20 protein-coding genes and 2 pseudogenes are annotated in these 24620 nt (G+C 62.5%); 20 read left to right on the plus strand and 2 right to left on the minus strand.

Going from position 1 to position 24620, the window contains the following annotated elements:
* Nucleotides 1-22: 22 nt before the first annotated feature.
* Nucleotides 23-901: a LysR family transcriptional regulator gene (locus AB5975_17710; protein XDR18475.1), complete on the minus strand. Its 879-nt coding sequence runs from the start codon at nt 899-901 to the stop codon at nt 23-25.
* A gap of 131 nt (nt 902-1032) precedes the next feature.
* Here AB5975_17710 and leuC point away from each other — a divergent pair.
* The 10 genes and pseudogenes from leuC (at nt 1033) to AB5975_17760 (ending at nt 12129) form a co-directional block, all read left to right on the plus strand.
* A pseudogene (gene leuC, locus AB5975_17715) lies at nt 1033-2467 on the plus strand (3-isopropylmalate dehydratase large subunit).
* Nucleotides 2464-3108: a 3-isopropylmalate dehydratase small subunit gene (gene leuD / locus AB5975_17720; protein XDR18476.1), complete on the plus strand. Its 645-nt coding sequence runs from the start codon at nt 2464-2466 to the stop codon at nt 3106-3108. Before leuC ends, leuD begins: the two are co-directional and overlap by 4 nt.
* Nucleotides 3109-3198: 90 nt before the next feature.
* Nucleotides 3199-3963 carry a class I SAM-dependent methyltransferase gene (locus AB5975_17725; protein ID XDR18477.1) on the plus strand — a complete coding sequence of 255 codons (765 nt, stop codon included), beginning with the start codon at nt 3199-3201 and terminating at the stop codon, nt 3961-3963.
* A 54-nt stretch (nt 3964-4017) separates the two neighbouring features.
* Nucleotides 4018-5100, plus strand: a complete 1083-nt coding sequence (gene leuB, locus AB5975_17730) for a 3-isopropylmalate dehydrogenase (GenBank protein ID XDR18478.1) — start codon at nt 4018-4020, stop codon at nt 5098-5100.
* 63 nt (nt 5101-5163) lie between these two features.
* Complete coding sequence (asd, locus tag AB5975_17735; protein ID XDR18479.1) at nt 5164-6276, plus strand: aspartate-semialdehyde dehydrogenase; 1113 nt, start codon at nt 5164-5166, stop codon at nt 6274-6276.
* Between the two features lie 210 nt (nt 6277-6486).
* Nucleotides 6487-6978 carry an RNA polymerase sigma factor gene (locus AB5975_17740; protein ID XDR18480.1) on the plus strand — a complete coding sequence of 164 codons (492 nt, stop codon included), beginning with the start codon at nt 6487-6489 and terminating at the stop codon, nt 6976-6978.
* Nucleotides 6979-7038: 60 nt separating this feature from the next.
* The gene (locus AB5975_17745) at nt 7039-8037 is read left to right on the plus strand and encodes a FecR domain-containing protein (GenBank protein ID XDR18481.1); all 999 of its coding nucleotides are present in this window, start codon (nt 7039-7041) and stop codon (nt 8035-8037) included.
* Between the two features lie 109 nt (nt 8038-8146).
* A complete protein-coding gene (locus AB5975_17750; protein ID XDR18482.1) occupies nt 8147-9574 on the plus strand; it encodes a TonB-dependent receptor plug domain-containing protein in 1428 nt (475 codons plus the stop codon).
* Nucleotides 9575-10179: 605 nt separating this feature from the next.
* On the plus strand, nt 10180-11283 hold the full coding sequence (locus AB5975_17755; GenBank protein ID XDR22989.1) for a TonB-dependent receptor: 1104 nt from the start codon (nt 10180-10182) through the stop codon (nt 11281-11283).
* Between the two features lie 87 nt (nt 11284-11370).
* Complete coding sequence (locus tag AB5975_17760) at nt 11371-12129, plus strand: Slam-dependent surface lipoprotein (protein XDR18483.1); 759 nt, start codon at nt 11371-11373, stop codon at nt 12127-12129.
* Nucleotides 12130-12232: 103 nt separating this feature from the next.
* Here the strand turns inward: AB5975_17760 and AB5975_17765 are convergent, their stop codons facing one another.
* Nucleotides 12233-12529 carry a hypothetical protein gene (locus AB5975_17765; GenBank protein ID XDR18484.1) on the minus strand — a complete coding sequence of 99 codons (297 nt, stop codon included), beginning with the start codon at nt 12527-12529 and terminating at the stop codon, nt 12233-12235.
* A 134-nt stretch (nt 12530-12663) separates the two neighbouring features.
* Between AB5975_17765 and AB5975_17770 the strand changes: the two genes are divergently transcribed.
* The 10 genes and pseudogenes from AB5975_17770 (at nt 12664) to purF (ending at nt 24616) form a co-directional block, all read left to right on the plus strand.
* On the plus strand, nt 12664-13692 hold the full coding sequence (locus AB5975_17770) for a surface lipoprotein assembly modifier (protein XDR18485.1): 1029 nt from the start codon (nt 12664-12666) through the stop codon (nt 13690-13692).
* 83 nt (nt 13693-13775) lie between these two features.
* Nucleotides 13776-14780, plus strand: coding sequence for an aspartate-semialdehyde dehydrogenase (locus tag AB5975_17775; protein ID XDR18486.1), 1005 nt, complete (start codon nt 13776-13778; stop codon nt 14778-14780).
* A gap of 71 nt (nt 14781-14851) precedes the next feature.
* Nucleotides 14852-17590, plus strand: a complete 2739-nt coding sequence (locus AB5975_17780) for a FimV/HubP family polar landmark protein (protein XDR18487.1) — start codon at nt 14852-14854, stop codon at nt 17588-17590.
* Nucleotides 17591-17720: 130 nt separating this feature from the next.
* Nucleotides 17721-18580: pseudogene (truA, locus tag AB5975_17785) on the plus strand (tRNA pseudouridine(38-40) synthase TruA).
* Between the two features lie 61 nt (nt 18581-18641).
* The gene (locus tag AB5975_17790) at nt 18642-19262 is read left to right on the plus strand and encodes a phosphoribosylanthranilate isomerase (GenBank protein ID XDR18488.1); all 621 of its coding nucleotides are present in this window, start codon (nt 18642-18644) and stop codon (nt 19260-19262) included.
* A gap of 222 nt (nt 19263-19484) precedes the next feature.
* The gene (accD, locus tag AB5975_17795; GenBank protein ID XDR18489.1) at nt 19485-20378 is read left to right on the plus strand and encodes an acetyl-CoA carboxylase, carboxyltransferase subunit beta; all 894 of its coding nucleotides are present in this window, start codon (nt 19485-19487) and stop codon (nt 20376-20378) included.
* On the plus strand, nt 20378-21685 hold the full coding sequence (gene folC, locus AB5975_17800; protein ID XDR18490.1) for a bifunctional tetrahydrofolate synthase/dihydrofolate synthase: 1308 nt from the start codon (nt 20378-20380) through the stop codon (nt 21683-21685). Before accD ends, folC begins: the two co-directional genes overlap by 1 nt.
* A complete protein-coding gene (locus AB5975_17805; GenBank protein ID XDR18491.1) occupies nt 21669-22319 on the plus strand; it encodes an SPOR domain-containing protein in 651 nt (216 codons plus the stop codon). Before folC ends, AB5975_17805 begins: the two co-directional genes overlap by 17 nt.
* A 191-nt stretch (nt 22320-22510) precedes the next feature.
* Nucleotides 22511-23068: a CvpA family protein gene (locus AB5975_17810; protein ID XDR18492.1), complete on the plus strand. Its 558-nt coding sequence runs from the start codon at nt 22511-22513 to the stop codon at nt 23066-23068.
* 42 nt (nt 23069-23110) lie between these two features.
* Nucleotides 23111-24616 carry an amidophosphoribosyltransferase gene (purF, locus tag AB5975_17815; GenBank protein ID XDR18493.1) on the plus strand — a complete coding sequence of 502 codons (1506 nt, stop codon included), beginning with the start codon at nt 23111-23113 and terminating at the stop codon, nt 24614-24616.
* The last annotated feature ends 4 nt before the right edge of the window (nt 24617-24620 follow it).

Here is a 24620-nt window from a genome sequence, read left to right on the forward strand (position 1 = left end):
GAAATACCTGGCTGACGGCCGGTCAGGCGGGCCCTGCGTGGCTGTCGAGCAGGGCCATGAATGCCCTGGCCGCGTTCGATAGCGTACGCTCCGTGTGCAAGATGTAGCCTAGCTGGCGCGACAGCTGTATGCCGGGCAAAGCGATGGGTGCAACCTGTTCGTCGAGCATGGTGCGTGGCAGCACGCTCCAGGCCAGGCCGATCGACACCATCATCTTGATGGTTTCCAGGTAATTGGTACTCATGGCGATGTTTGGCGTCAGGCCCTGGCTTTCGAACAGGCGCTGGACAATATGGTGGGTAAAGGTATTGCCGCCGGGGAATACCGCTGGGTGGCGGGCGACGTCAGCCAGGCTGACCGCCTGGTTGCTGGCCAGTGGGTGCTCGGGGGCGGCGACGAAGTCCAGGGCGTCGTCCCACACCGGCACGGCCTTGACCAGGTGATGCGGTTCGGGCGCGAGGGTGATCACGGCAATTTCGGCGCGGCCATGCAGAATCTCGTCGTAGGCCTGTTCCGAATCCATGAACTGAATATCCAGCGCCACCGCCGGGTATTGACGGGTGAACGCCCGTAGCAGCGGGGGCAGGCGGTGCAGGCCGATGTGATGGCTGGTGGCCAGGGTCAGGCGACCGCTCACGGCCCCGGTCAGATTGGTCAGCGCCCGTCGGGTATCATCAAGGACGTTGAGGATCTGGTAGGCCCGTGGCAGCAGGGCGCGCCCGGCTTCGGTCAGGGTGACTTCGCGGCCCAGGCGGTCGAACAGGCGCACGTCCAACTGCTGTTCCAGGCCGGCGATGCGTTTGCTGATGGCCGGCTGGGTCAGGAACAGGCGTTCAGCCGCGCCGGAAAAGCTGCCGGTTTCGGCTATGGCGATAAAGGCACTGAGGTTGGCCAGGTCCATGGTTTTGTATTCCTTTGGGTTATCCAAAGCATAAAAATTATGAATTTGAGTTATTCAATCTAACCCCCTAGCATCGTCCGTACAAGCCAAGGGGTCTTTGGCATAGAAAGACGCTGATGAGGAACAGTCTGATGGCTGGCAAAACGCTCTACGACAAACTCTGGGAAGCCCATGAGGTCAAGCGCCGTGATGACGGCTCGTCCTTGATCTACATCGACCGCCACATCATCCACGAAGTGACGTCGCCCCAGGCCTTCGAAGGCCTGCGCCTGGCCAACCGCAAACCGTGGCGCATCGACACCAACATCGCCACGCCCGACCATAACGTGCCGACCACGCCAGAGCGCAAGGGCGGTATCGAGGCCATCGTCGACCAGGTGTCGCGCCTGCAGGTGCAGACCCTCGACGAGAACTGTGACGAATACGGCATCGTCGAATTCAAGATGAATGACGAGCGCCAAGGTATTGTCCATGTCATCAGCCCGGAGCAGGGTGCCACCTTGCCGGGCATGACCGTGGTCTGCGGTGACTCGCACACTTCCACCCACGGCGCCTTCGGTGCCTTCGGCCCATGGCATCGGCACCTCCGAGGTCGAGCACGTGCTCGCCACCCAGTGCCTGGTCGCCAAGAAGATGAAGAACATGCTGGTGCGCGTGGAAGGCCAATTGCCAGCCGGCGTTACCGCCAAGGACATCGTGCTGGCCGTGATCGGCAAGATCGGCACGGCCGGTGGCAACGGCCACGCCATGGAGTTCGCTGGCAGCGCCATCCGCGAACTGTCGATGGAAGGCCGCATGACCATCTGCAACATGTCCATCGAAGCCGGTGCCCGTGTGGGCCTGGTGGCGACCGACGCCACTACCGTTGCCTACGTCGAAGGCCGCCCGTACGCGCCGAAAGGCGAGCAATGGAAGCAAGCGGTCGAATCGTGGAAAGACCTGGTGTCGGATGAAGACGCCGTGTTCGACACCGTGGTCGAGCTGGATGCCAGCCAGATCAAGCCACAGGTCAGCTGGGGCACTTCGCCCGAGATGGTCCTGGCCGTCGACCAGCGCGTACCGGACCCGGCTGCCGAAGCCGACCTGGTCAAGCGTGGTTCGATCGAGCGTGCGTTGAAGTACATGGGCTTGATCGCCAACCAGGCGATCACCGATATCAAACTGGACCGCGTGTTCATCGGCTCGTGCACCAATTCGCGTATCGAAGACCTGCGCGCCGCGGCGGAAATCGCCAAGGGCCGCAAGGTGGCCGCCAGCGTCAAGCAAGCCATCGTCGTACCGGGCTCGGGCCTGGTCAAAGCCCAGGCCGAGCGTGAAGGCCTGGACAAGATCTTCCTCGAAGCCGGTTTCGAATGGCGTGAACCGGGCTGCTCGATGTGCCTGGCGATGAACCCGGACCGCCTGGAGAGCGGCGAGCATTGCGCGTCCACCTCCAACCGCAACTTCGAAGGCCGCCAGGGCGCCGGTGGTCGTACCCACCTGGTCAGCCCGGCCATGGCCGCCGCTGCTGCGGTAGCCGGCCATTTCATCGATGTCCGCGAGTTGATCCAAGGGAGCGCAGCATGAAAGCCTTTACCCAGCACACTGGCCTCGTCGCGCCGTTGGACCGTGCCAACGTCGACACCGACCAGATCATCCCCAAGCAGTTCTTGAAGTCGATCAAGCGCACCGGCTTTGGCCCGAACCTGTTCGACGAGTGGCGTTACCTGGACGTGGGCCAGCCCTACCAGGACAACAGCAAGCGCCCGGTCAACCAGGAGTTTGTGCTCAACCACGCGCGCTACCAGGGTGCCAGCGTGTTGCTGGCGCGGGAGAACTTCGGTTGCGGCTCCAGCCGCGAGCACGCCCCGTGGGCGCTGGACGAGTATGGCTTCCGTAGCATCATCGCGCCGAGCTTTGCCGATATCTTCTTCAACAACAGCTTCAAGAACGGCTTGCTGCCAATCATCCTCAGCGATGAGGAAGTGGACGAGCTGTTCAAGCAGGTCGAAGCCAACCCCGGCTACCAACTGACCATCGACTTGCAGGCCCAGGCAGTGACTCGCCCGGATGGCAAGGTACTGCACTTCGAGATCGACGCGTTCCGCAAGCACTGCCTGCTCAACGGCCTGGACGATATCGGCCTGACCTTGCAGGACAGCGATGCGATCAAGGCCTTCGAAGGCAAGCACCGCGCCGGGCAGCCTTGGCTGTTCCGTGATGCCTGAGTGATATAGCAGTGAGTGCTGGCCTTGCGGGAGCGGGGTTGTCCCGCGATGAGGCCGGCACTGGTGATGACAATCGAAAGGAATGCTCCCATGACCAGCACCACCCACACCGACGTGGTCCAACGCCAGTTCGGCGAACAGGCCAACGCCTACCTCAGCAGCGCCGTGCACGCCCAGGGCAGTGAGTTTGCCCTGCTGCAAGCCGAGCTGGCAGGGCAGGCCCATGCTCGCGTGCTGGACCTGGGCTGCGGTGCCGGTCATGTCAGCTTCCACGTCGCCCCGCTGGTCGCCGAGGTGGTCGCCTACGACCTCTCGCAATCCATGCTCGACGTGGTCGCCAGCGCCGCTGCCGAGCGCGGCCTGGCCAATATCGCCACCGAGCGCGGCGCCGCCGAACGCCTGCCGTTCGCCGATGCCTCGTTCGACTTCGTCTTCAGCCGCTACTCGGCCCATCACTGGAGCGACCTGGGCCTGGCCCTGCGCGAAGTGCGCCGGGTGCTCAAGCCGGGTGGCGTGGCGGCGTTCATCGACGTGATGTCGCCGGGCAGCCCGTTGCTCGACACCTACCTGCAAACGGTCGAAGTGTTGCGCGACACCAGCCATGTGCGCGACTACTCCGCCGCCGAATGGCAGCGCCAGGTCAGCGAAGCCGGCCTGCATGTGCGCAGCCACACCCGTCAGCCGCTGCGCCTGGAGTGGAACACCTGGGTAGAGCGCATGCGCACCCCAGAACCGATGCGAGTGGCCATCCGCCAATTGCAGCAAGCCATGGGCGAAGAAGTACGGCAGTATTACCAAATCGAGGCCGATGGCTCGTTCAGCACCGATGTGCTGGTGCTGTGGGCCGAGCGTTAAGCACTTTTCGGTGGGGCCCGTTTGGCCGCACCGCGTGAATGGATAGAGGAAAGCATGAGCAAGCAGATTCTGATTCTCCCAGGTGACGGTATCGGCCCGGAAATCATGGCCGAAGCGGTCAAGGTGCTGGAGCTGGCCAACGACAAGTTCCAGCTCGGTTTCAGCCTGGCGCACGACGTGATCGGCGGTGCCGCCATCGACAAGCACGGCGTGCCACTGGCCGACGAAACCCTGGAGCGTGCGCGCCAGGCCGATGCCGTGCTGCTGGGCGCCGTGGGTGGCCCGAAGTGGGACAAGATCGAGCGAGACATTCGCCCGGAGCGCGGCCTGCTGAAAATCCGTTCGCAACTGGGCCTGTTCGCCAACCTGCGCCCGGCCATCCTCTACCCGCAACTGGCCGATGCCTCGTCGCTGAAGCCGGAAATCGTTTCGGGCCTGGACATCCTCATCGTTCGTGAGCTGACCGGTGGTATCTACTTCGGTGCCCCGCGTGGCCAGCGCGAGCTGGAAGGCGGCGAGCGCCAGGCCTACGACACCCTGCCTTACAGCGAGAGCGAAGTGCGCCGCATTGCCCGTGTCGGCTTCGACATGGCCCGCGTGCGCGGCAAGAAGCTGTGCTCGGTGGACAAGGCCAACGTCCTGGCCTCCAGCCAGCTGTGGCGTGAAGTGGTCGAAGACGTGGCCAAGGACTACCCGGATGTGGAACTGAGCCACATGTACGTCGACAACGCGGCCATGCAGCTCGTTCGTGCCCCCAAACAGTTCGACGTGATGGTGACCGACAACATGTTCGGTGACATTCTGTCGGATGAAGCTTCCATGCTGACCGGTTCCATCGGCATGCTGCCTTCGGCGTCGTTGGATGCCGACAACAAGGGCATGTACGAGCCGTGCCACGGCTCGGCGCCGGACATCGCAGGCCTTGGCATCGCCAACCCGCTGGCGACCATCCTGTCGGTGTCGATGATGCTGCGTTACAGCTTCAATCAGTCGGCTGCCGCCGAGGCGATCGAGAAGGCCGTGAGCCTGGTTCTGGACCAGGGCCTGCGCACCGGCGACATCTTCTCCGAAGGCTGCCGCAAAGTTGGTACGCAGGAAATGGGCGACGCAGTAGTCGCAGCGCTGCGGAATCTGTAATCTCTCTGGCCCGCCACCCAAAATTCCCGGTGGCGGCCCACTTTTAGCAAAGGTGTAGTTGCGATGAAACGTGTAGGTCTGATCGGTTGGCGCGGTATGGTCGGTTCCGTGCTCATGCAGCGGATGCTGGAGGAGCAGGACTTCGACCTTATCGAGCCGGTGTTCTTCACTACCTCCAATGTTGGCGGCCAGGGCCCGAACGTGGGCAAGGATACAGCGCCACTGAAGGACGCTTATTCGATTGAAGAACTCAAGACCCTCGACGTGATCCTGACCTGCCAGGGCGGCGACTACACCAACGAGGTCTTCCCCAAGCTGCGTGAAGCCGGCTGGCAGGGGTACTGGATCGACGCCGCTTCGTCCCTGCGTATGCAGGATGACGCCGTGATCGTTCTCGACCCGGTCAACCGCAAGGTCATCGACCAGCAGCTGGACGCCGGTACCAAGAACTACATCGGCGGCAACTGCACCGTCAGCCTGATGCTGATGGGCCTGGGCGGCCTGTTCGAAGCCGGGCTGGTCGAGTGGATGAGCGCCATGACCTACCAGGCGGCCTCGGGTGCCGGCGCGCAGAACATGCGCGAGCTGATCAAGCAGATGGGCGCCACCCATGCCGCCGTTGCCGAAGACCTGGCCAACCCGGCCAGCGCCATCCTCGACATCGACCGCAAGGTTGCCGAGGCCATGCGCAGCGAAGCGTTCCCGACCGAAAACTTCGGCGTGCCGCTGGCTGGCAGCCTGATCCCGTGGATCGACAAGGAACTACCGAACGGCCAGAGCCGCGAAGAGTGGAAGGCACAGGCCGAGACCAACAAAATCCTCGGCCGTTTCAAGAGCCCGATCCCGGTCGATGGCATCTGCGTGCGAATCGGCGCCATGCGTTGCCACAGCCAGGCGCTGACCATCAAATTGAACAAAGACGTGCCGATCGCCGACATCGAAGGCATGATCAGCCAGCACAACCCATGGGTGAAGCTGGTGCCTAACCAGCGTGAAATCAGCATGCAGGAACTGACCCCAACCAAGGTCACCGGCACCCTGAACATCCCGGTTGGCCGCCTGCGCAAGCTGAACATGGGTTCGCAGTACCTGGGCGCGTTCACCGTGGGTGACCAGCTGCTGTGGGGCGCCGCCGAACCGCTGCGCCGCATGCTGCGGATTCTGCTGGAGCGTTGATCGCTCTGCTTTGACTAAAAACCCGCGCTGGTGACAGCGCGGGTTTTTTATTACCAGCATGCGGCGCGGCTCCTACAAAAATCGCCTTCTGCCAGGCTTTTTTTGTTTTGTAACAGCGGCGTCCTGGAGTGGCAAAATGCCTGGCTTAACGAGAAATATTCTCATTATAATCGGCCTCCCCAGTTTGCCTGAGCATAGGAAAGTGCTGACGTGCTGGAACAACTCTTCAACGAACATGCCACCGCCTTGCACCGCTACCTGCTGCGCAAGAACTGCACGCCCAGCCTGGCAGCGGACATCGTCCAGGAAACGTTCCTGCGCCTGGCACAGATGGATGGAGTAGAGCGGCTGCTCGCGACCCCGGCCTACCTGTTCCGCGTTGCCCACAACCTGATGATCGACCATCATCGGCGCTATGGCAGCAAGCGCTACGAGGCCGAGCCGGCCAGTATCTTCGACGGCCTGATCGATGAAGCCAGTTCGCCAGAGGACCAGGCCCTGGGCGCATTAGAGCTTGAGCGCCTGCACGCAACCCTGGAGTTGCTGCCCGAGCGCACCCGCAACGTGTTCCTGCTGTGCCGGGTGGAGGGCATGACGCACAAAGAGGCTGCCGAGTATTTACGAATTTCCACAAGTTCCGTACAAAAACACCTGGCCAGTGCCCTGGCCAGGATCGGCCGAGGGCTTGAGCCTGATCACTAGACCAGGCGCTGACCTGGCCGGGCTACCAGAAAAACACCAACAGGCAGCAAACATCGCACCGTGAACCCCTCAGAACCTGTTGACCCGATCGAGCGCAAGGCCGCCGATTGGGTCATGAAACACCGCCAAGGTCGCCTCGGTCCCGCCGAGCAAGCGGCCTATCGGCGTTGGCTGGAAGCCGACCCCCGGCATGCTGCCGTCGCCCAGCGCTTCGACCGCGCCTGGCAAGCCAGTGCGGCGCTGCGTCAGGGGTATGTGCGGCCACCGCGTCCAGCTCGCGCCGCCGGGCCGCAGGGCTGGCTACAGGCTATATGGCAACGGCCATGGGCCAGTGGTGGCGTACTCAGCGGATTCGCGATGGCCTGTTGGTTGTGGCTGGCACCGCCATTCTGGGTGCAGGGCCTGGGCGCCGACTACCAGACCGGCTATGGCGAAGTGCGCCATGTCACATTGGGCGATGGTAGCCAGCTTGTGCTGGGCAGCCGCAGTATTCTCAGCATCGCGTATGACGGCCAGCGACGTATGGTGCGCCTCAAGCACGGCGAGGCAGTCTTCAGCCCTTCACCCGTTGGCGAAGCGGAGCCACGACCCTTCACTGTCAGCACGCCAGGGGCAACCATCACCGCTCGTGGCACTCGTTATCTGGTCGCGGTCGACAGGGATGACCGCTCTGGCTGGGTGGGCGTGCTGCAGCACAGCGTTGAAATCAACCTGGTTTCCCATGGCCTGGACGATGTTTCGGCATCTGCCGTGCTGCAGCAAGGCGACAGTCTGTATTTCGGCCCACATGCCGGGCTCAAGCCACTGGAGCAATCCCCGGAGGAACTGGCCAGCTGGCAGGAGGGCAGGGTGGTGCTGCGCCAGCAGACCCTGGCCCAGGCAGTCGAGCAGTTAGGCCGTTATCGCGCAGGGTTGACGCTGGTGCGCGGCGATGCGCTGCGGCGCCTGCCGGTGAATGCCGTGGCACGGGTCGACCACGTCGATGACTCCCTGAGGCAGTTGGCCAGGCAGGCACATGCCCGGGTGCTGGAGCTTCCAGGTCTAATGCTGATTTACTGATCTAAAAAAACCATTTAATAGATCATATCGCTCTACTGTGTTTTCCAGCTTCGCACGTTAATGAATGCAAATAACTCTTATTTGTCTTTAGCTAGGGTGCTTGGAAACGATGTCAAAGGGAGCTTCAGGGCGTCTTGCCCCCCAACGTGGAACGCTGAGCCTGGGGATTCAGCTGGCACTGTTGGCCTGCTGCGGCGCCACGCCGGTACTGCCTGCCATGGCCGCCACCGACCCGGCTGGCGACGCACGCAGCCAGGCCGGCCAGTACCATCAATTCGATGTGAAGGGCGGGGCACTTGAAGATGCCATGTTGCAGCTGGCACGCCAGGCGGGCGCCGAGCTTTACCTGACCGGCGAGGCCTTCAATGGCCTGTACGCCAACCCGGTACAGGGCCGTTTCTCTCTGGAAGGTGCGCTCAAGCAATTGCTGAGTGGTTTGCCGATCAGCTTCAGCCTGAGTGGCGGGCCCGACCGCCCGGTGATCCACCTGCAATCGGCCACCAGCGCTGGCACCGATGACCTTCACCCGACCTACGTGTACGGCCAGCGTGACGGCCGCTCGCGGGACGAGAAGGGCTACAGCGACATCTACGACCAGGACATTTCCACCGTCTACGCCGGCAAGGAGCAGATCGAGCGCTACAAGGGCGCCGCCCCCGCCGACGTGTTCAAGGGCATGCTCAACGTCTACAGCGGCGACGCCCGCAACAGCGGTGCGCTGGACCCGAACGTACGTGGCATCCAGGGCCCTGGGCGGGTGCCGCTGACCATCGACGGCACCGAGCAGGCGCTGACCGTGTACCGCGGCTACATGGGGGCCAACAACCGCAACTACATCGACCCCAACCTGATCGGTTCGATCAAGGTAATCAAGGGGCCGAACCTGGAGCGCAATGTCTACAGCGGTGTCGGCGGCGCGGTGGTGGCCAATACCCTGAGCGTCGATGACATCCTCAAGGAGGGCGAAGCATTCGGCGGCGAGTTCAAGATCGAGGGCAGCAACAATTCGGTATCCCCGAAGCTGCCCACACTGATGACCGGGCAGATGCCCGGTGCGGATTACCAGTACATTCCGATCAATTCGTACTACGACCCGTCGCTGTACAAGCACCCGCGCACCAGTAGCAGCAACGACCTGCTGTCGAGCGACGACAAGGCCTACCGGTTGGCACTGGGTACGCGCCAGGAGCATTTCGACCTGATGGGCGCCTACGCCTACCGGGAAAGGGCAACCACTACGCGGGCAAGAAAAAGAGCAGTTACTACGCCAGTGGCGAGTTGGTGGATGGCAAGTGGGACTACGTGCCCAATCTGGCGCGCATCTACAAGCCTGGCGATGAAGTACCGAACAGTTCCAGCAAGATGGAGTCGTGGCTGGCCAAGGCTACCTGGAAGATCGACGAGGGCCAGCGCCTGGAATTTGGCTACCGTGCCACTGACTCGTTGTATGGCGAGATCCTGCCCTCGCGTATTTCATTTTTCACACCGGGGAGTACCTATGATGCCGCGACCTACGGCGTGCCGCAGTGGCCGCTGAGCCATGTAGACAGCAAGGCCTATAACGTGGAGTACAAGCTCAACCCAGAAGACAACCGCTGGGTCGACTTCTACTCGAACTTGTGGATGACCCGGACCGTCAGCGATACCTACAGTTCGGGTGGCGTTCCCAACGAAACCACGGCGCAGAATCGCGAGTTTCGTAATACCGCTGTGGCCAATGCCAAGCATGACCGGGCCGGGCTCACGGTCAGCAACAAGTTGAAGTTGCTCGACAGCCTGGATTTGACGTTGGGCGGGAGCTACCAGCATGAAAAGCTAAGTTCGGGCGACAGCATCTATGACCCGACCACGTTCTCGGCAACGCGTCTGTTTCCCAGGGCCGGGCGTCGCGAAGAGCAGGAATACAACTTCAACTTCGATTGGCAGCCCGTTTCCTTTGCACGCTTCACAGCGGGTGGGCGCTACTCCTCGTACTGGTCGTTCGATGATTTTCTCAAGCGTCAGCAGCGTGACACGGGCGTGAGTACTCAGGTTGTCCCAAGCGGTAAAGAGCTCTGGTATACCACGCGTAAACAGCTGTCGCAGGAGGAGTGGCGCGCAGTTGTGGATGAAAAACTTCAATTCGCACAAATGTTCTGGGACATGTTCGGCTATAGCGAAGCCGAACGGCAGGCTGATAAGGCATCTATTGAAGCGAGTACGCCGTACGTTCTCGATGTGGACCAGAAAAAACACTGGGCGCATGACGGCAAGGGAAAGTATCAGCGTAGTAACAACCCGTGCATCGCGGCTGCAGCCGCTGGCGAGGAAATAGTGACATGCAGCGCTGCCCTGTACAGCGGTGCTGCAGATGCTGTCGACAGTGAGGGTAATCTGGTCAATCAGGCAGTCGATACCTCTGCGCGGCACCGCAAGGATCAGGGGTGGGTGCCCAACCTGTCCGCCACATTCTACACGTCGGAGAACGGCCGATTTTACCTTCGTTACAGCGAAGCGATCCGTTACCCAAGCATGTTCGAAAGTACCGTTGGTTTCTCGGCTTCGCTGACGCCATGGGACTTGAAGCCTGAACATGCGCATAACTATGAAGTCGCCTATATCCATAACCTGAGTGGTTGGTGGGGCAGTGAGCAGGCGGATGTAAAGCTAACGTATTATCACAACACGACCAATGACGTCATCGAGCGTAGCCCGCAGTTGGTGTTCTCCAATATAGAGAAACAAACTACCGCAGGCGTTGAGTTACAAGGCCGATACGATAATGGCGGTTTTTTCACTGACTTGAGCGTGGCGCATGTGCTCAAGAATGAAGTGTGCGATGAAAACTCGGCGATGCAACTGGACGCCACCGGCGCTACCCCGAACTGCGTGGATGACGGCTTTATCGGTGGTTACCTGGTGGGTATGGCAATGCCTGAATGGTCCGCCAACCTTGGGTTGGGCGCACGTTTCCTTGACCGTCGCCTGGAAGTGGGTGGGCGTGTCATTTACTACAAGGGACATGACAGCAAGTTTCACAGTAACTACAGCGGTAATCCCATGGTTAGTTACTACCTGAATACGCCATTGTCCTGGGATGACATTGTGACCTATGACGCGTATGTCAACTACAAGCTCACCGACGACGTGAGTGTCGAGTTGGTCGGCACCAACCTGACCAATCTCTATTATTTGGACCCTTTGACCCGGTCGGCCATGCCCGCACCAGGCCGAACACTGAAAATCGGTTTAACAGCAAACTTCTGAGGTGAATTGATTATGGACGGGTGAACGGCGCCGAACGTCGGACGTGCTTGTGTGTTGGATACTATTAACTTATCAATGGATTATGAAATGAAAGCGTTCAATGTTTCCGTACTTGCAGTTGCACTCCTGGGTCTGGCTGGTGTTGCGCAGGCTGACACCGCCTCGGGGCAGAGCTACACAGGCGCCATCGTAGTGGGTGGCGCCCAAGGCAACTCTACCAATCATCCCGGTGAAGCGGGCGCGCCTGCCGTGGGTGTGTCGGCTTTCTACAACGGTACGAAAGTTGCGTTCAGCGGCCTCAAGGGCATGGTCGCGGCTGATACCCATGGTGTGACCACTATCACTACAGCCATGATGCCGCCATCGCACGCTACCCTGGGTAACTTTGACTTCAAGCAGGTTTCCACCCAGCAAGTCTACTTCGGCGAATGGTCGCAGAACGGTACCAACAATGACCCGACCCGCGTCGTCTACTACTCCGGTGATACCACGGGGCGCGTGCTGCCGACCACCAACGTTTCCTATGCCGTCCAGGGCATCAGCAACTACTCCGGTGGCAACCTGTTGTCGGGTGACCTGACTGCGAGCTTCGGCGCTGCTGCCCCGACCCTGACCGGTAACCTGGCTAACGGTGCACTGAAAGTCCAGTTGGCGGCCAACATCGACAAATCGACCGCTGCCTTCTCTGGCGCGGCCCTGGCACTCAACCCGACCAACAACGCGCAGTTGTCCAAGGGCACCACTCAGGGCAGTTTCTTCGGCGCGGGCGCTGCCGCTTCCCTGGCCGGTATCGCCAAGTTCGAAAACCGTAACTACGACACCGCGTTCGGTGGTGTGAAGAAGTAAGCCGACCCGCTTGATGCTGGTCAGTTAAGTGCATCAGGGCCGCCTTGCGGCCCTGATTGCAGCTATTTCAAGGCCCCCCGAGAGCCAAGCAATGCCCCAGCCTTCACGCCTGCATTACGTCTTGTTGCTGTCCCTCCCGCTTTCTTTCCCCCTCACTGCTTTGGCCGACCAGGACACCAACCTGCGCCTGAACCAGAGCATTGAATACCGCGCCAACCGTCAGGAGCGAGAGCTGCTCAAGGACGAAATCGCTGGCACGACGCTGGTCATCGATGGCCAGACGTACCGGGTAGAGAACAACCTTGATGACCTGGGCCGTGCCCTTTATGTTTCGGTGCAGCGCCAGCAATGGGCGGCTGTGACTGCATTCCGCGCCCGCTACGTCGCGCTGCCAGGCCACGACCGGATGCTGCTGGCCTACGCCGATGGCGCATTGGCTCGCTCGCGTGGCGACTTGGAGCAAGCCGAGGCGCACTACCGCCAGTTGTTGACGTTGCAGGGCGACTTTCTCCCGGCCAGCTCGAACTGGCCCGGGTGCTGTTCGAAAACCGCAAGGACCGCGAGTCAGCTGAGGCTTTCCGTCAGATCAGCCAAAGCCTGGGCCCAGCCGATGCGCGCAACCAGGGCCTGGGCAATACCGTCGACAGTTTCATCGAGGCGCTGGACCACCGCGAAAGCTGGCAAGGCTCGCTTGCCATCGGCCCGACCTGGAACGACAACCTCAACCAGTCCTCGGAGAGCACCACCCACTACCGCCTGGAAACCAGTGACGGGGTGTACCTGGTCGAGCGCAAGATGCCCAAGGCAGTGTCGGCACAAGGCATCGACTACGAAGCCACACTGAACAAGCGCGTAGCGCTGTCCGGCCACCATGGCGTATTCGGCCGGGCGCTCGCCTACGGGCAGGCTTACGACAAAGAGAGCAAGTACAACGAAGACACCTTCATCGGTAACACCGGCTACAGCTATCAGGACGGGCGCAACCAGTACAGCCTGGGCCCACAGTTCGAATACAACCGCATTGGCAGTGACCCGATGTACTCAGCCTGGGGCCTGCGCGGTGAATGGATGCACAACCTTTCGGTCACGCGCATGCTCAAGCTGGAAGGCGAATACAAGGACATGGCCTACCGCCGCCAGGCCGCGGACACCTATGACGGCAGCGCAGCCTCCGTGTACGCCACTTTGTGGCAAGCCCTGCCACAGCAGTGGGTGCTGTTCGGCGGCTTCGACCTCACCGACCGCAACACCCGCGATGCTACCGAAGCCTACTTCCAGAGGGGCCTGCGCCTGGGCGTTGCCAAGGACTTCGACATCGGCCTGAGCACTGTGCTGTTCGCCTCCTGGCGCACCCGCCAGTACGACGCCTACAGTGCCTTGCTCGATGACCGGCGTCATGAAGAGGAGCAGGGCTATACCTTTATCGTGCGCGCACCGGGCCTGGCCTTCCACGACCTGGTACCCAGCCTGACCTTCAAGTACAACAAGGTGAACAGCAACGTCGACTGGCTGTACAGCTGGGAGCGCAACAGCGTCAGCCTCAAGCTGGAGAAGCAGTTCTGACTGCCAGCCTAGCGACGGCGTTGGCCTCGATCGGGCAATGCGAGTAAAGTGCCGCTCCCGTTTCGCCAGAGGCAGACCGCATCATGAACCCTACATTCGATATCGCCGTCGTCGGCGCCACCGGCAGCGTCGGTGAAACCCTGGTACAGGTGCTCGAAGAACTGGCGTTCCCGGTCGCCACCCTGCACCTGCTGGCCAGTATGGAGTCGGCAGGCAGCAGCGTGATGTTCGCCGGCAAGAAGCTGAAGGTGCGCGAGGTCGACAGCTTCGATTTCGCCCAGGTAAAACTGGCTTTCTTCGCCACTGGCGCCGCCGTCAGCCGCAGCTTTGCCGGCAAGGCGCTGCAGGCGGGCTGCACGGTCATCGACCTGTCCGGTGAGCTGGACGGTGGCCTGGCCCTGGTGCCTGAAGCCAACGCGCAACGCCTGACGGGCCTGGCCCTGCCGGCGCGTATTGTCAGCCCGTGCTCGGCGGCGGTTGCCCTGGCGGTCGCGCTGGCGCCGCTCAAGGGCCTGCTGGACATCGAGCGGGTACAGGTGATGGCCGCGCTGGCGGTGTCTGCGCAAGGCCGTGAAGCGGTCAGCGAACTGGCCCGGCAAACCGCCGAACTGCTCAACGCCCGGCCGCTGGAGCCGCGCTTCTTCGACCGCCAGGTAGCGTTCAACCTGCTGGCCCAGGTCGGTGCTGCCGATGAACAGGGCCATACGGCACTGGAGCGCCGGCTGGTCAGCGAGCTGCGCGTGCTGCTGGGGCTGCCTGAACTGAAGATTTCCGTGAGCTGTGTTCAAGTCCCGGTGTTTTTCGGCGATAGCTTCAGTGTGGCCGTGCAGAGCCGTCGCCCGGTTGACCTGGAAGCGGTCAATCAGGCCCTGGAGAGCGCCGAAAGTGTTGAGCTGGTGGAGCGTGATGATTATCCGACCCCGGTAGGTGACGCAGTGGGCCAAGACGTGGTCTATGTTGGTCGTGTACGTCACGGTGTTGATGAAGACCAGCAGCTCAACCTCTGGCTGACCACCGACAACGTGCGCAAAGGCGCCGCACTCAATGCCGTGCAAGTGGCGCAATTGTTGATTAAACACATGCCGTAAAAGATACTGTCGAGCACTTTTGTCCTGCTCCGCATGCAGGTTTCGGGACGATTCATACAAAGGAAGAGGTCATGCTTCGAATTCGCAAACTGGTTCTGGCCATGGCTGCAGCATCCGCGCTGTCGTCTGGCATGGCGAATGCGCTGGGCCTGGGGGAGCTGACCCTGAAGTCGGCACAGAATCAGCCGTTGGACGCCGAGATCGAATTGCTCGACGTGCGCGACCTCAAAGCCGCCGAAGTGGCGCCGAGCCTGGCGCCACCGGAAGAGTTCAGCAAGGCCGGGGTGGCATTTCCGACCTACCTCGAAGACCTGACCTTCACACCGGTGATCAACCCCAACGGCAAGAGCGTGCTGCGGGTGACTTCCAGCCAGCCGCTGCCAGGGCCAGTGGTCAAGTTTCTGGTCCAGGTGATGTGGCCGCAGGGCCGCCTGCTGCGTGACTACAGCGTGTTGCTCGACCAGGCCAAGGCCCAGGGCGACAAACCGGCGGCGGGCAATGTCACGCCGGCTACAACCGGTGCCAGCAGTTACACCACCCAGCGCCGCGACACCTTGTGGCAAATTGCCGCGCGCAACACCCAGGGTGGCTCTATCCAGCAGGCCATGATCGCGATCCAGGCGTTGAACCCGGACGCCTTCATTGGCAACAACATCAACCAGTTGAAGGTTGGCCAGGTGCTGCGCCTGCCCGACCAGCAGCAGATCCAGAACATTGCGCAGGCCGAGGCGAACAGCGAGGTGGCCGAACAATATGCCGCCTGGCGAGAAGGCCGCCGCCTGGGGCCGCGTGCGCGCCAGTTGGATGCCACCCGCCGTGGCGCTGCCGAGGCCGCGCCGTCGCGTATCGCCCAAGGCGACAACCTGCGCCTGGTCAGCCCGGGCAACCAGGCCGGTGCCGGCCAGGCCAAGGCGTTGAATGACAAGCTGGCGGTGGCCCAGGAAAGCCTTGACACCAGCCGCCGCGACAATGAAGAACTCAAGAGCCGCATGAGCGACCTGCAGAGCCAGCTGGACAAGCTGCAGCGTCTTATCGAGCTGAAGAACAACCAGTTGGCCCGCCTTGAAGCCCAAGGCGCAGCCACGCCGGCCCCAGCGGCTGCTGCACCGGCCTCGGCCCCTGCGGCGGCGAGCGTGCCGCCAGCGGCCAAGCCGGCACCTGCCGCCGCCACCGCGCCCAAGCCGGCGCCTGCCGCCCAGTCGCAAGGAGTTGTCGACGAAATCATGGGCAACCCGCTGTTGCTGTGGCTGATCGCCGGTAGCGCGTTCCTGGTGCTGCTGCTTCTGCTATTGCTGCTGGCTCGCAAGCGCAAGGCCCAGCAAGAAGCTGAAAAGCACCTGCGCATGGCGCGTGCGCTGGAAGAAGAGCAGGGCACAGGCTTCGACAGCGATACCGAGAGCCTCGATGGCGTCGAAGTCTCGGAACCGAGCGTGACCCTGTCGCCGGCTGTGGTCGCAGCTTCCGCCGCCGCCGCTGTCGCTGCGGAAAAAGTGTCGGCACCCGTTGCCGAGGCAGAGCCCGAGCTTGAACCACAAGCAGACCCGCACGCCGCACTGCTTGCAGAAGTCGATCAGTGCCTGGCCGAAGGCCGTCTGAATCGCGCCGCCGACCTGCTGGAGCCCGCTGTGGCCGCAGCGCCGGAGCGTGACGACCTGCGTCTGAAGCTGATGGATGTGTACGCTCGCCAGGGTGACCAGAGCGCGTTCGCCGAGCAGGAGCGCCAGCTGTCGGCCGGCGAGCAGAACGTTGCCGAAGTCGCCGGGCTGAAAGAGCGTTATCCTGCCATGCTCGGCCTGGCTGCTGCCGGCCTGGGTGCGGCGGCGCTGGCTGCCGAGATGGATGAACAGTACGTGCAGGAGCTGCTGCACGACGAGCCCGAGGCCCCGGTGGTTGCGGATGTGGTGCCTGACGAGGTGCCTGAGTTCGAGCCACAAGTAGAGGCCGAACCCGAGGTTGTCGCGCAAGCAGAGCCTGAAGCAGAGCTGGAGGCCTTCGATGACGTGCCGACACTCGATGCTTCGGGCCTGGATGAGCAGGATCTGGACAGCGCATTCGACCTGAGCCTGGGTGAAGACCTGCCCGAGGAAGACCCGCTGGCAGCGCCGTTGCTGGATGAGCCGATGGCCCAGGAGCCTGTGCCCGACGAGTTGGTCATCGCCGAGCCTGTGCTGGATGAGCCAGAGCTGGAAGACGCTCAGCCAGAAGAACAGCCGTTCGCCGTGGATGCCGAGCTGCAAGACAGCGCCGACGCTGATTTCGAGGCCATGCTGGCTCAGGCTGAGCCACAATCTGCCGTGGACCTGTCTGATTTCGACCTCGATATCAGCGAGCCGGTTGCCCCAGCTGCTCCTGACGCGCTGGCGCAAGAACCGGTTGATGTCGCCGCCGAACTGGCCGCCTTCGACAGCGAGCCGGCATTTGACCCAGTGTCCGAGTTCGATATGCCGTCGGACTTCGACTTGTCCCTGTCGCTGGAAGACGACTCGCCCGCAGCCAAGCGCTTTGCCTCGGAGCTGGACGACGTCAACGCCGAGCTGGACAAGCTGTCGCAGAGCCTCGAATCGCCATCGCTGGAGCCGCACTTCACCCGCGAGGACGCGGTTGCGCAGCCCGAGCCCGAGCCTTTGGACGACCTGGACTTCGACTTCTTCTCCGGCAGTGACGAAGTGGCTACCAAACTCGATCTGGCCCGTGCCTATATCGACATGGGCGACAGCCAGGGTGCGCGCGACATCCTCGACGAAGTGGTCAAGGACGGCGACGACAGCCAGCGCCAGGAAGCCGAGGACATGCTCTCTCGCCTGGTCTGAGGTTGACTGCGCCGGCCTCTTCGCGGCAAGCCCGCGAAGAGGCCCTCAAACGCAGTGCATATCCAACGGCAGCCCTACACGGCTGCCGTTGTCGTTATAATCCCCGCCATTCCGTACACCCACAGGTTTCATGCGCTTGGACATCATCGACACCGCTACCGCCGAATCCGCGGCCGAAGGCTTCTCCCGTATCGCCCTGGGCGTGGAATACAAGGGCGCGCGCTACCGCGGCTGGCAGCGCCAGGCCAGCGGTGTACCGAGTGTCCAGCAGGCCCTGGAACAAGCCCTGTCCAAGGTTGCCAACGAGCCGATTTCGGTGATTTGCGCCGGGCGTACCGACGCCGGGTCCATGGCAGCGGGCAGATCGTGCACTTCGACACCCGTGCCGTGCGTGACGAGCGCGCCTGGACCATGGGCACCAACTTCAACCTGCCGCACGACATCAGCGTTGTCTGGTCGCAGCCAATGCCGGCCGACTTCCATGCCCGCTTCAAGGCCTGCGCCCGGCGCTACCGCTATGTCATCTACAACGACCCGATCCGCCCGGCGCACCTGGCCGAGGAAGTGACCTGGAACCACCGTCCGCTGGACGTCGAGCGCATGGCCGAGGCCGCGCAGTTTCTGCTCGGCACCCACGACTTCAGCGCCTTCCGCGCCAGCCAGTGCCAGGCCAAGTCACCGATCAAGCACATCTACCACCTGCGCGTTACCCGTCATGGCCAGATGATCGTGCTGGACGTGCGTGCCACTGCTTTTCTGCATCACATGGTGCGCAACATTGCCGGTGTGCTGATGGCCATTGGCGCCGGTGAGCGCCCAGTCACCTGGGCGCGCGAGGTGCTCGAAGGGCGTAACCGCCGCGAAGGTGGGGTAACCGCCCACCCGTACGGGCTTTATCTGGTGCAGGTGGAGTACCCCGAGGAATTTGCGCTGCCCAAGCGTTACATCGGCCCACACTTTTTGAGCGGTTACGAGGCGTTGGCAGACTGACGGGCGAAAAGCCATTTGCTAACATCCGGCCTTTCGCCGCAATAACCAGGGTTCGCGTTCCATGAGCTATGTTCGCAGCAAGATCTGCGGGATTACCCGCATCGAAGATGCGCTGGCCGCCGCCGAAGCGGGTGCCGATGCCATCGGCTTCGTCTTCTATGCCAAAAGCCCGAGGGCGGTGGACGTGCGCCAGGCGCGGGCGATCATCGCCGAGCTGCCGCCGTTCGTGACCACGGTCGGGTTGTTCGTCAATGCCTCGCGCTGCGAGCTGAACGAGATCCTCGAAGTGGTTCCGCTGGACCTGCTACAGTTCCACGGCGACGAAACCCCGCAGGACTGCGAAGGCTACCACCGCCCCTGGATCAAGGCCCTGCGTGTGCGCCCTGGCGACGACCTGGAGGCGGCCTGTAAGCAGTACGCAGGTGCCCGCGGTATTCTGCTGGATACCTACGTGGCGGGCGTGCCTGGGGGAACCGGTGAAGCGTTCGACTGGTCACTGGTACCGGCGCACCTGAGCAAGCCGATCATTCTGGCGGGCGGGCTGTCAGCCGATAACGTTGGCCAGGCCATTGCCCAGGTACGGCCTTATGCGGTGGATGTCAGTGGCGGCGTCGAACAGGCCAAGGGCATCAAGGACGCGGCGAAGATCGAGGCGTTCATGCGAGCGGTGAAGCAGGCGTGATGGCAGATGTGACGGCTGGCTGCGCGCCATCGTCCATAGCTTTCGCAGCCCTGCGGGGCCGCCGCCAGCGCTTATGGCGGCAAGAAAACACATTAGCGGTGGAGTGGCGCGCTGGAAGCCCCGGCGGCCGGTCCACCATCGTTTTGTAAAAGATTTTGAGCTCAAGGGCAGGGCAGGGCCGGCGACACCGCCCCCCGCCTGCCAATACTGGAGAAAGAAAGCATGAGCAACTGGTTAGTCGACAAACTGATCCCTTCGATCATGCGTTCCGAGGTGAAGAAGAGCTCGGTGCCTGAGGGGCTGTGGCACAAGTGCCCGTCCTGCGAGGCCGTGCTGTATCGTCCGGAGCTGGAAAAGACCCTGGATGTCTGCCCCAAGTGCAACCACCACATGCGCATCGGCGCACGTGCGCGCATCGACATCTTCCTCGACGCCGAAGGCCGTGCCGAACTGGGTGCCGACCTGGAGCCGGTCGACCGCTTGAAGTTCCGTGACGGCAAGAAGTACAAGGACCGCCTGACCGGCGCCCAGAAACAGACCGGCGAAAAAGACGCGCTGATCTCCATGAGTGGCACCTTGATGGGCATGCCGATCGTGGTCAGCGCCTTCGAGTTCTCGTTCATGGGCGGGTCCATGGGCGCCATCGTCGGCGAACGTTTCGTGCGCGCGGCCAACTACGCCCTGGAGCATCGCTGCCCGATGGTCTGCTTCTCCGCTTCGGGCGGTGCGCGCATGCAGGAGGCGTTGATCTCGCTGATGCAGATGGCCAAGACCTCGGCCGTGCTGGCACGCCTGCGCGAAGAAGGCATCCCGTTCATCTCGGTGCTGACCGACCCGGTGTACGGTGGTGTCTCTGCCAGCCTGGCAATGCTCGGCGATGTCATCGTCGGTGAGCCAAAGGCGCTGATCGGCTTCGCCGGCCCGCGCGTGATCGAACAGACCGTCCGCGAGAAGCTGCCAGAAGGCTTCCAGCGCAGCGAGTTCCTGCTGGAGCACGGTGCCATCGACCTGATCATCTCCCGTGGCGAGTTGCGCCCGCGTCTGGCCCGCCTGCTGGCGCAGATGACCGGCCAGGACACCCCGGAGCAAGCGCGTGAGGCGGCTGCCGTCGCGTGATGAAACAACGATCCCTGGGCGAATGGCTCGCCTACCTCGAGCAGTTGCACCCCTCGGCCATCGACATGGGCCTGGAGCGGTCGCAGAAGGTGCTTGCCCGGCTGGCGCTGGGCAAGCTGGCGCCACGCGTGGTGACGGTAACAGGCACAAACGGCAAAGGTTCGACCTGCGCCTTCGTGGCTTCGTTGCTGCGTGCCCAGGGCCTCAAGGTCGGCGTGTACAGCTCGCCGCACCTGTTGCGTTACAACGAGCGGGTGCTGATCGAGGGCCAAGAAGCCAGCGATGAGCGCTTGTGCGAAGCCTTCGCCGCCGTTGAGGCGGCGCGGGGCGATATTTCCCTCACCTACTTCGAGATGGGTACGCTGGCCGCGTTCTGGTTGTTCTACCAGTCGCAGCTGGATGCCGTGGTGCTGGAAGTGGGCCTTGGTGGCCGGCTGGACACCGTGAACGTGGTGGACGCCGACCTGGCCCTGGTGACCAGCATCGGCGTCGACCATGTCGATTACCTGGGCGATACCCGCGAGCTTGTGGCCTTCGAGAAGGCCGGCATCTTCCGCCCCGGCAAGCCGGCCCTGTGCGGCGACCTGGACCCGCCACGGCCGTTGCTGGACAAGGCTGGCGAACTGGCCGCGCCACTGTTCCTGCGCGGTCGTGATTTCGACCTGGCCAGCGCCGATGGCAGCTGGAGCTGGCGTGGTACCGCGGCCAATGGTGCGCAGGTAGCGCTGAGTGACCTGCCTTTACTCGACCTGCCCATGGAAAACGCCGCGTTGGCGTTGCAGGCTTACCTGTTGATGGGGCTGCCGTGGGATGCGGCGCAGGTTCGCCAGGCATTGCTGGATACCCGTATCACCGGGCGTCTCGACCGCCGCCAGCTGAACTGGCAGGGCAAGCCAGTTGAGCTGTTGCTGGATGTCGGGCATAACCCGCATGCGGCGCAGTACCTGGCCCGCCGCCTGGCGGCCCGTCCGCTGAATGGGCGCCGTTTCGCGGTGTTCGGCTTGCTCGCCGACAAGGACCTGGGCGGCGTTATCGCGCCGCTGCAGGGCCTGGTCGACGAATGGGCAGTGGCGCCGCTGGACACCCCGCGCAGCCGCCCGGCTGCGGAACTGGCCACGGCCTTGACGAACCATGGCGCCGCAGTGAAGTCTTATGCCAGCGTCGACGCCGCCCTTGAAGGGCAATGCGCGCAGGCGACGGCGGATGACCAGATCCTGCTGTTCGGTTCGTTTTTCTGTGTCGCCCAGGCGCTGGAATGGCTGGAGCGGCATGCCCAGGAGGGTGGAGTAGATGGCAGTGCTGGATAAAGGGATGAAGCAGCGCATGGTCGGTGCGCTGGTGCTGGTGGCGCTGGCGGTGATCTTCCTGCCGATGCTGTTCAGCCGCGAGGACGAGATGCGCCAGGTGCACGTCGAAACCCCGCAGGCACCGGCCATGCCCAGCCTGCCGGAAGTGAAGGTGGAGCCGGTTGCCGTGCCGCAACCGCAGGTGATCCCGGAGGCGCCTCAGCAGGCGCCGGTGGTGATCGATGAAGCCACTGCGCCGGCGAGCACGCCCAGCCAGCCCATTACCCCGTCACCACAGACTCAGGCACAGGTTCAACCGCCCAAGCCGCAAGCACCCGCGCCAGCGCCAAAGGTCGAGGCCAAGGCCGCTGCAGCCCCAGCGCCGGCAGCGCCTTCGAAGATCGACGTCAATGGTCTGCCAGTCAGCTGGTCGATCCAGCTGGCCAGCCTGTCAAACCGTGCCGGTGCCGAAAAACTTCAACAAACGCTGCGTAGCCAGGGTTACAACGCTTATATCCGCTCGGCGGGTGGCATGAACCGGGTGTATGTCGGGCCGTTGATCGAGCGGGCCGAAGCCGAGCGCGTGCGTGATGCGATCAATCGCCAGAACAGCCTCAAGGGCTTTGTGGTGAGGTTCCAGCCAGAACGCAGCTAATTCAGGCCGTAGGCTTCTGCGCGGCCCCTAAGATCTCTGCAGTACAGCCAGAACTGCTGGGGCCGCTTTGCGGCCCTTTCGCGACACAAGGCCGCTCCCACACCCAGGTGGCGCTAATCCCCGACATTCCGCTTACTCCCAGCCCTCTGCTCTGGTAAAATGCGCCGCCTCAAACGTCTGCAGGCAGCACCGTGGCATTTACCTTGGTTGATTGGGCGATCATTGCGATCATCGCCGTCTCCACACTGATCAGTCTCAAGCGCGGCTTCGTCAAAGAGGCCTTGTCCTTGCTCATCTGGATCATTGCCGGTGCGGTTGCCTGGATGTTCGGCGGTTCGCTCTCGGTGTATCTTGAGAGCTATATCCAGACGCCATCGATGCGCGTCATCGCTGGCTGCGCCATTCTTTTCGTCGCCACCTTGCTGGTGGGGGCCATGGTCAACTTCCTCGTCGGCGAACTGATCCGCGTGACCGGGCTGTCCGGCACCGATCGTTTCCTGGGCATGGCCTTCGGTGCCGCGCGCGGGGCCTTGCTGGTAGTGGTGGCCATAGGCCTGATCAGCCTGGGGCCGGTTCAACAGGACACCTGGTGGCAGGAATCACGCCTGATACCACAATTTCTCTTGGTCGCCGATTGGTCGAAAAACCTGATTCTGGGTTTCACCGGTCAGTGGTCGCCCAGTGGGTTGATCAGCGCTCCCGCTGATCTTCCGTTCAAGGAACAGTTGCTCGGGCCGTCCAAGCCCTGAGCGCTATTCACTCAAGTTTCGTCAAAGTAGGGGTTGCGTCGCATGTGTGGCATCGTCGGTATCGTCGGTAAGTCGAACGTCAATCAGGCGCTGTATGACGCGCTTACGGTCCTCCAGCACCGCGGCCAGGACGCTGCCGGTATCGTGACCAGCCATGACGGCCGGTTGTTCCTGCGCAAGGATAATGGCCTGGTGCGCGACGTGTTCCAGCAGCGCCACATGCAGCGCCTGGTGGGCAGCATCGGTATCGGCCACGTGCGCTACCCGACGGCGGGCAGCTCGACCTCGGCCGAGGCCCAGCCGTTCTACGTCAACTCGCCGTACGGCATCACCCTGGCCCACAACGGCAACCTGACCAATGTCGAGCAGTTGGCCAAGGAGATCTACGAGTCCGACCTGCGCCACGTCAACACCAACTCCGACTCGGAAGTGCTGCTGAACGTGTTCGCCCATGAGTTGGCGGTGCGTGGCAAGCTGCAGCCAACCGAAGAAGACGTGTTCGCGGCGGTTTCCCATGTACACAGCCGCTGCGTCGGCGGTTACGCCGTGGTGGCGATGATCACCGGCTACGGCATCGTCGGCTTCCGCGACCCCCACGGCATCCGCCCGGTGGTGTTCGGCCAGCGTCATACCGATGAAGGCGTGGAATACATGATCGCCTCGGAAAGCGTGGCCCTGGACGTGCTCGGCTTTACCCTGATCCGCGACCTGGCGCCGGGCGAAGCGGTGTACATCACCGAAGAAGGCCAGCTGTTCACCAAGCAATGCGCCGAAGCGCCGAAGTTGCAGCCGTGCATCTTCGAGCACGTCTACCTGGCCCGCCCGGACTCGATCATTGACGGTATCTCGGTGTACAAGGCCCGTCTGCGCATGGGTGAAAAACTGGCTGACAAGATCATGCGCGAGCGCCCTGAGCATGATATCGACGTGGTCATCCCGATCCCGGATACCAGCCGCACTGCTGCGCTGGAACTGGCCAACCGCCTGGGCGTCAAGTTCCGCGAAGGTTTCGTCAAGAACCGTTACATCGGCCGTACCTTCATCATGCCCGGCCAGGCCGCGCGCAAAAAGTCAGTGCGCCAGAAGCTCAACGCCATCGAGCTGGAATTCCGTGGCAAGAACGTGATGCTGGTGGACGACTCGATCGTGCGCGGCACCACCTGCAAGCAGATCATCCAGATGGCCCGCGAAGCCGGCGCCAAAAATGTCTACTTCTGCTCCGCAGCCCCTGCAGTACGCTACCCCAACGTCTACGGCATCGACATGCCGAGTGTTCACGAACTGATCGCCCACAACCGTACCACCGAACAGGTGGCCGAGTTGATCGGCGCCGATTGGCTGATCTATCAGGATCTGCCAGACCTGATCGACTCGGTCGGTGGCGGCAAGATCAAGATCGATCATTTCGATTGCGCGGTGTTCAACGGTGAGTACGTCACCGGCGATATCGACGAAGCCTACCTCGAGCGTATCGAGCAGGCCCGTAATGACCTGGCCAAGGTCAAGAACCAGGCCGTCAGCGCGATCATCGACCTCTACAACAACTGATTTT

This window comes from Pseudomonas putida, from assembly GCA_041071465.1.
Classification (GTDB): Bacteria; Pseudomonadota; Gammaproteobacteria; order Pseudomonadales; family Pseudomonadaceae; genus Aquipseudomonas; species Aquipseudomonas putida_P.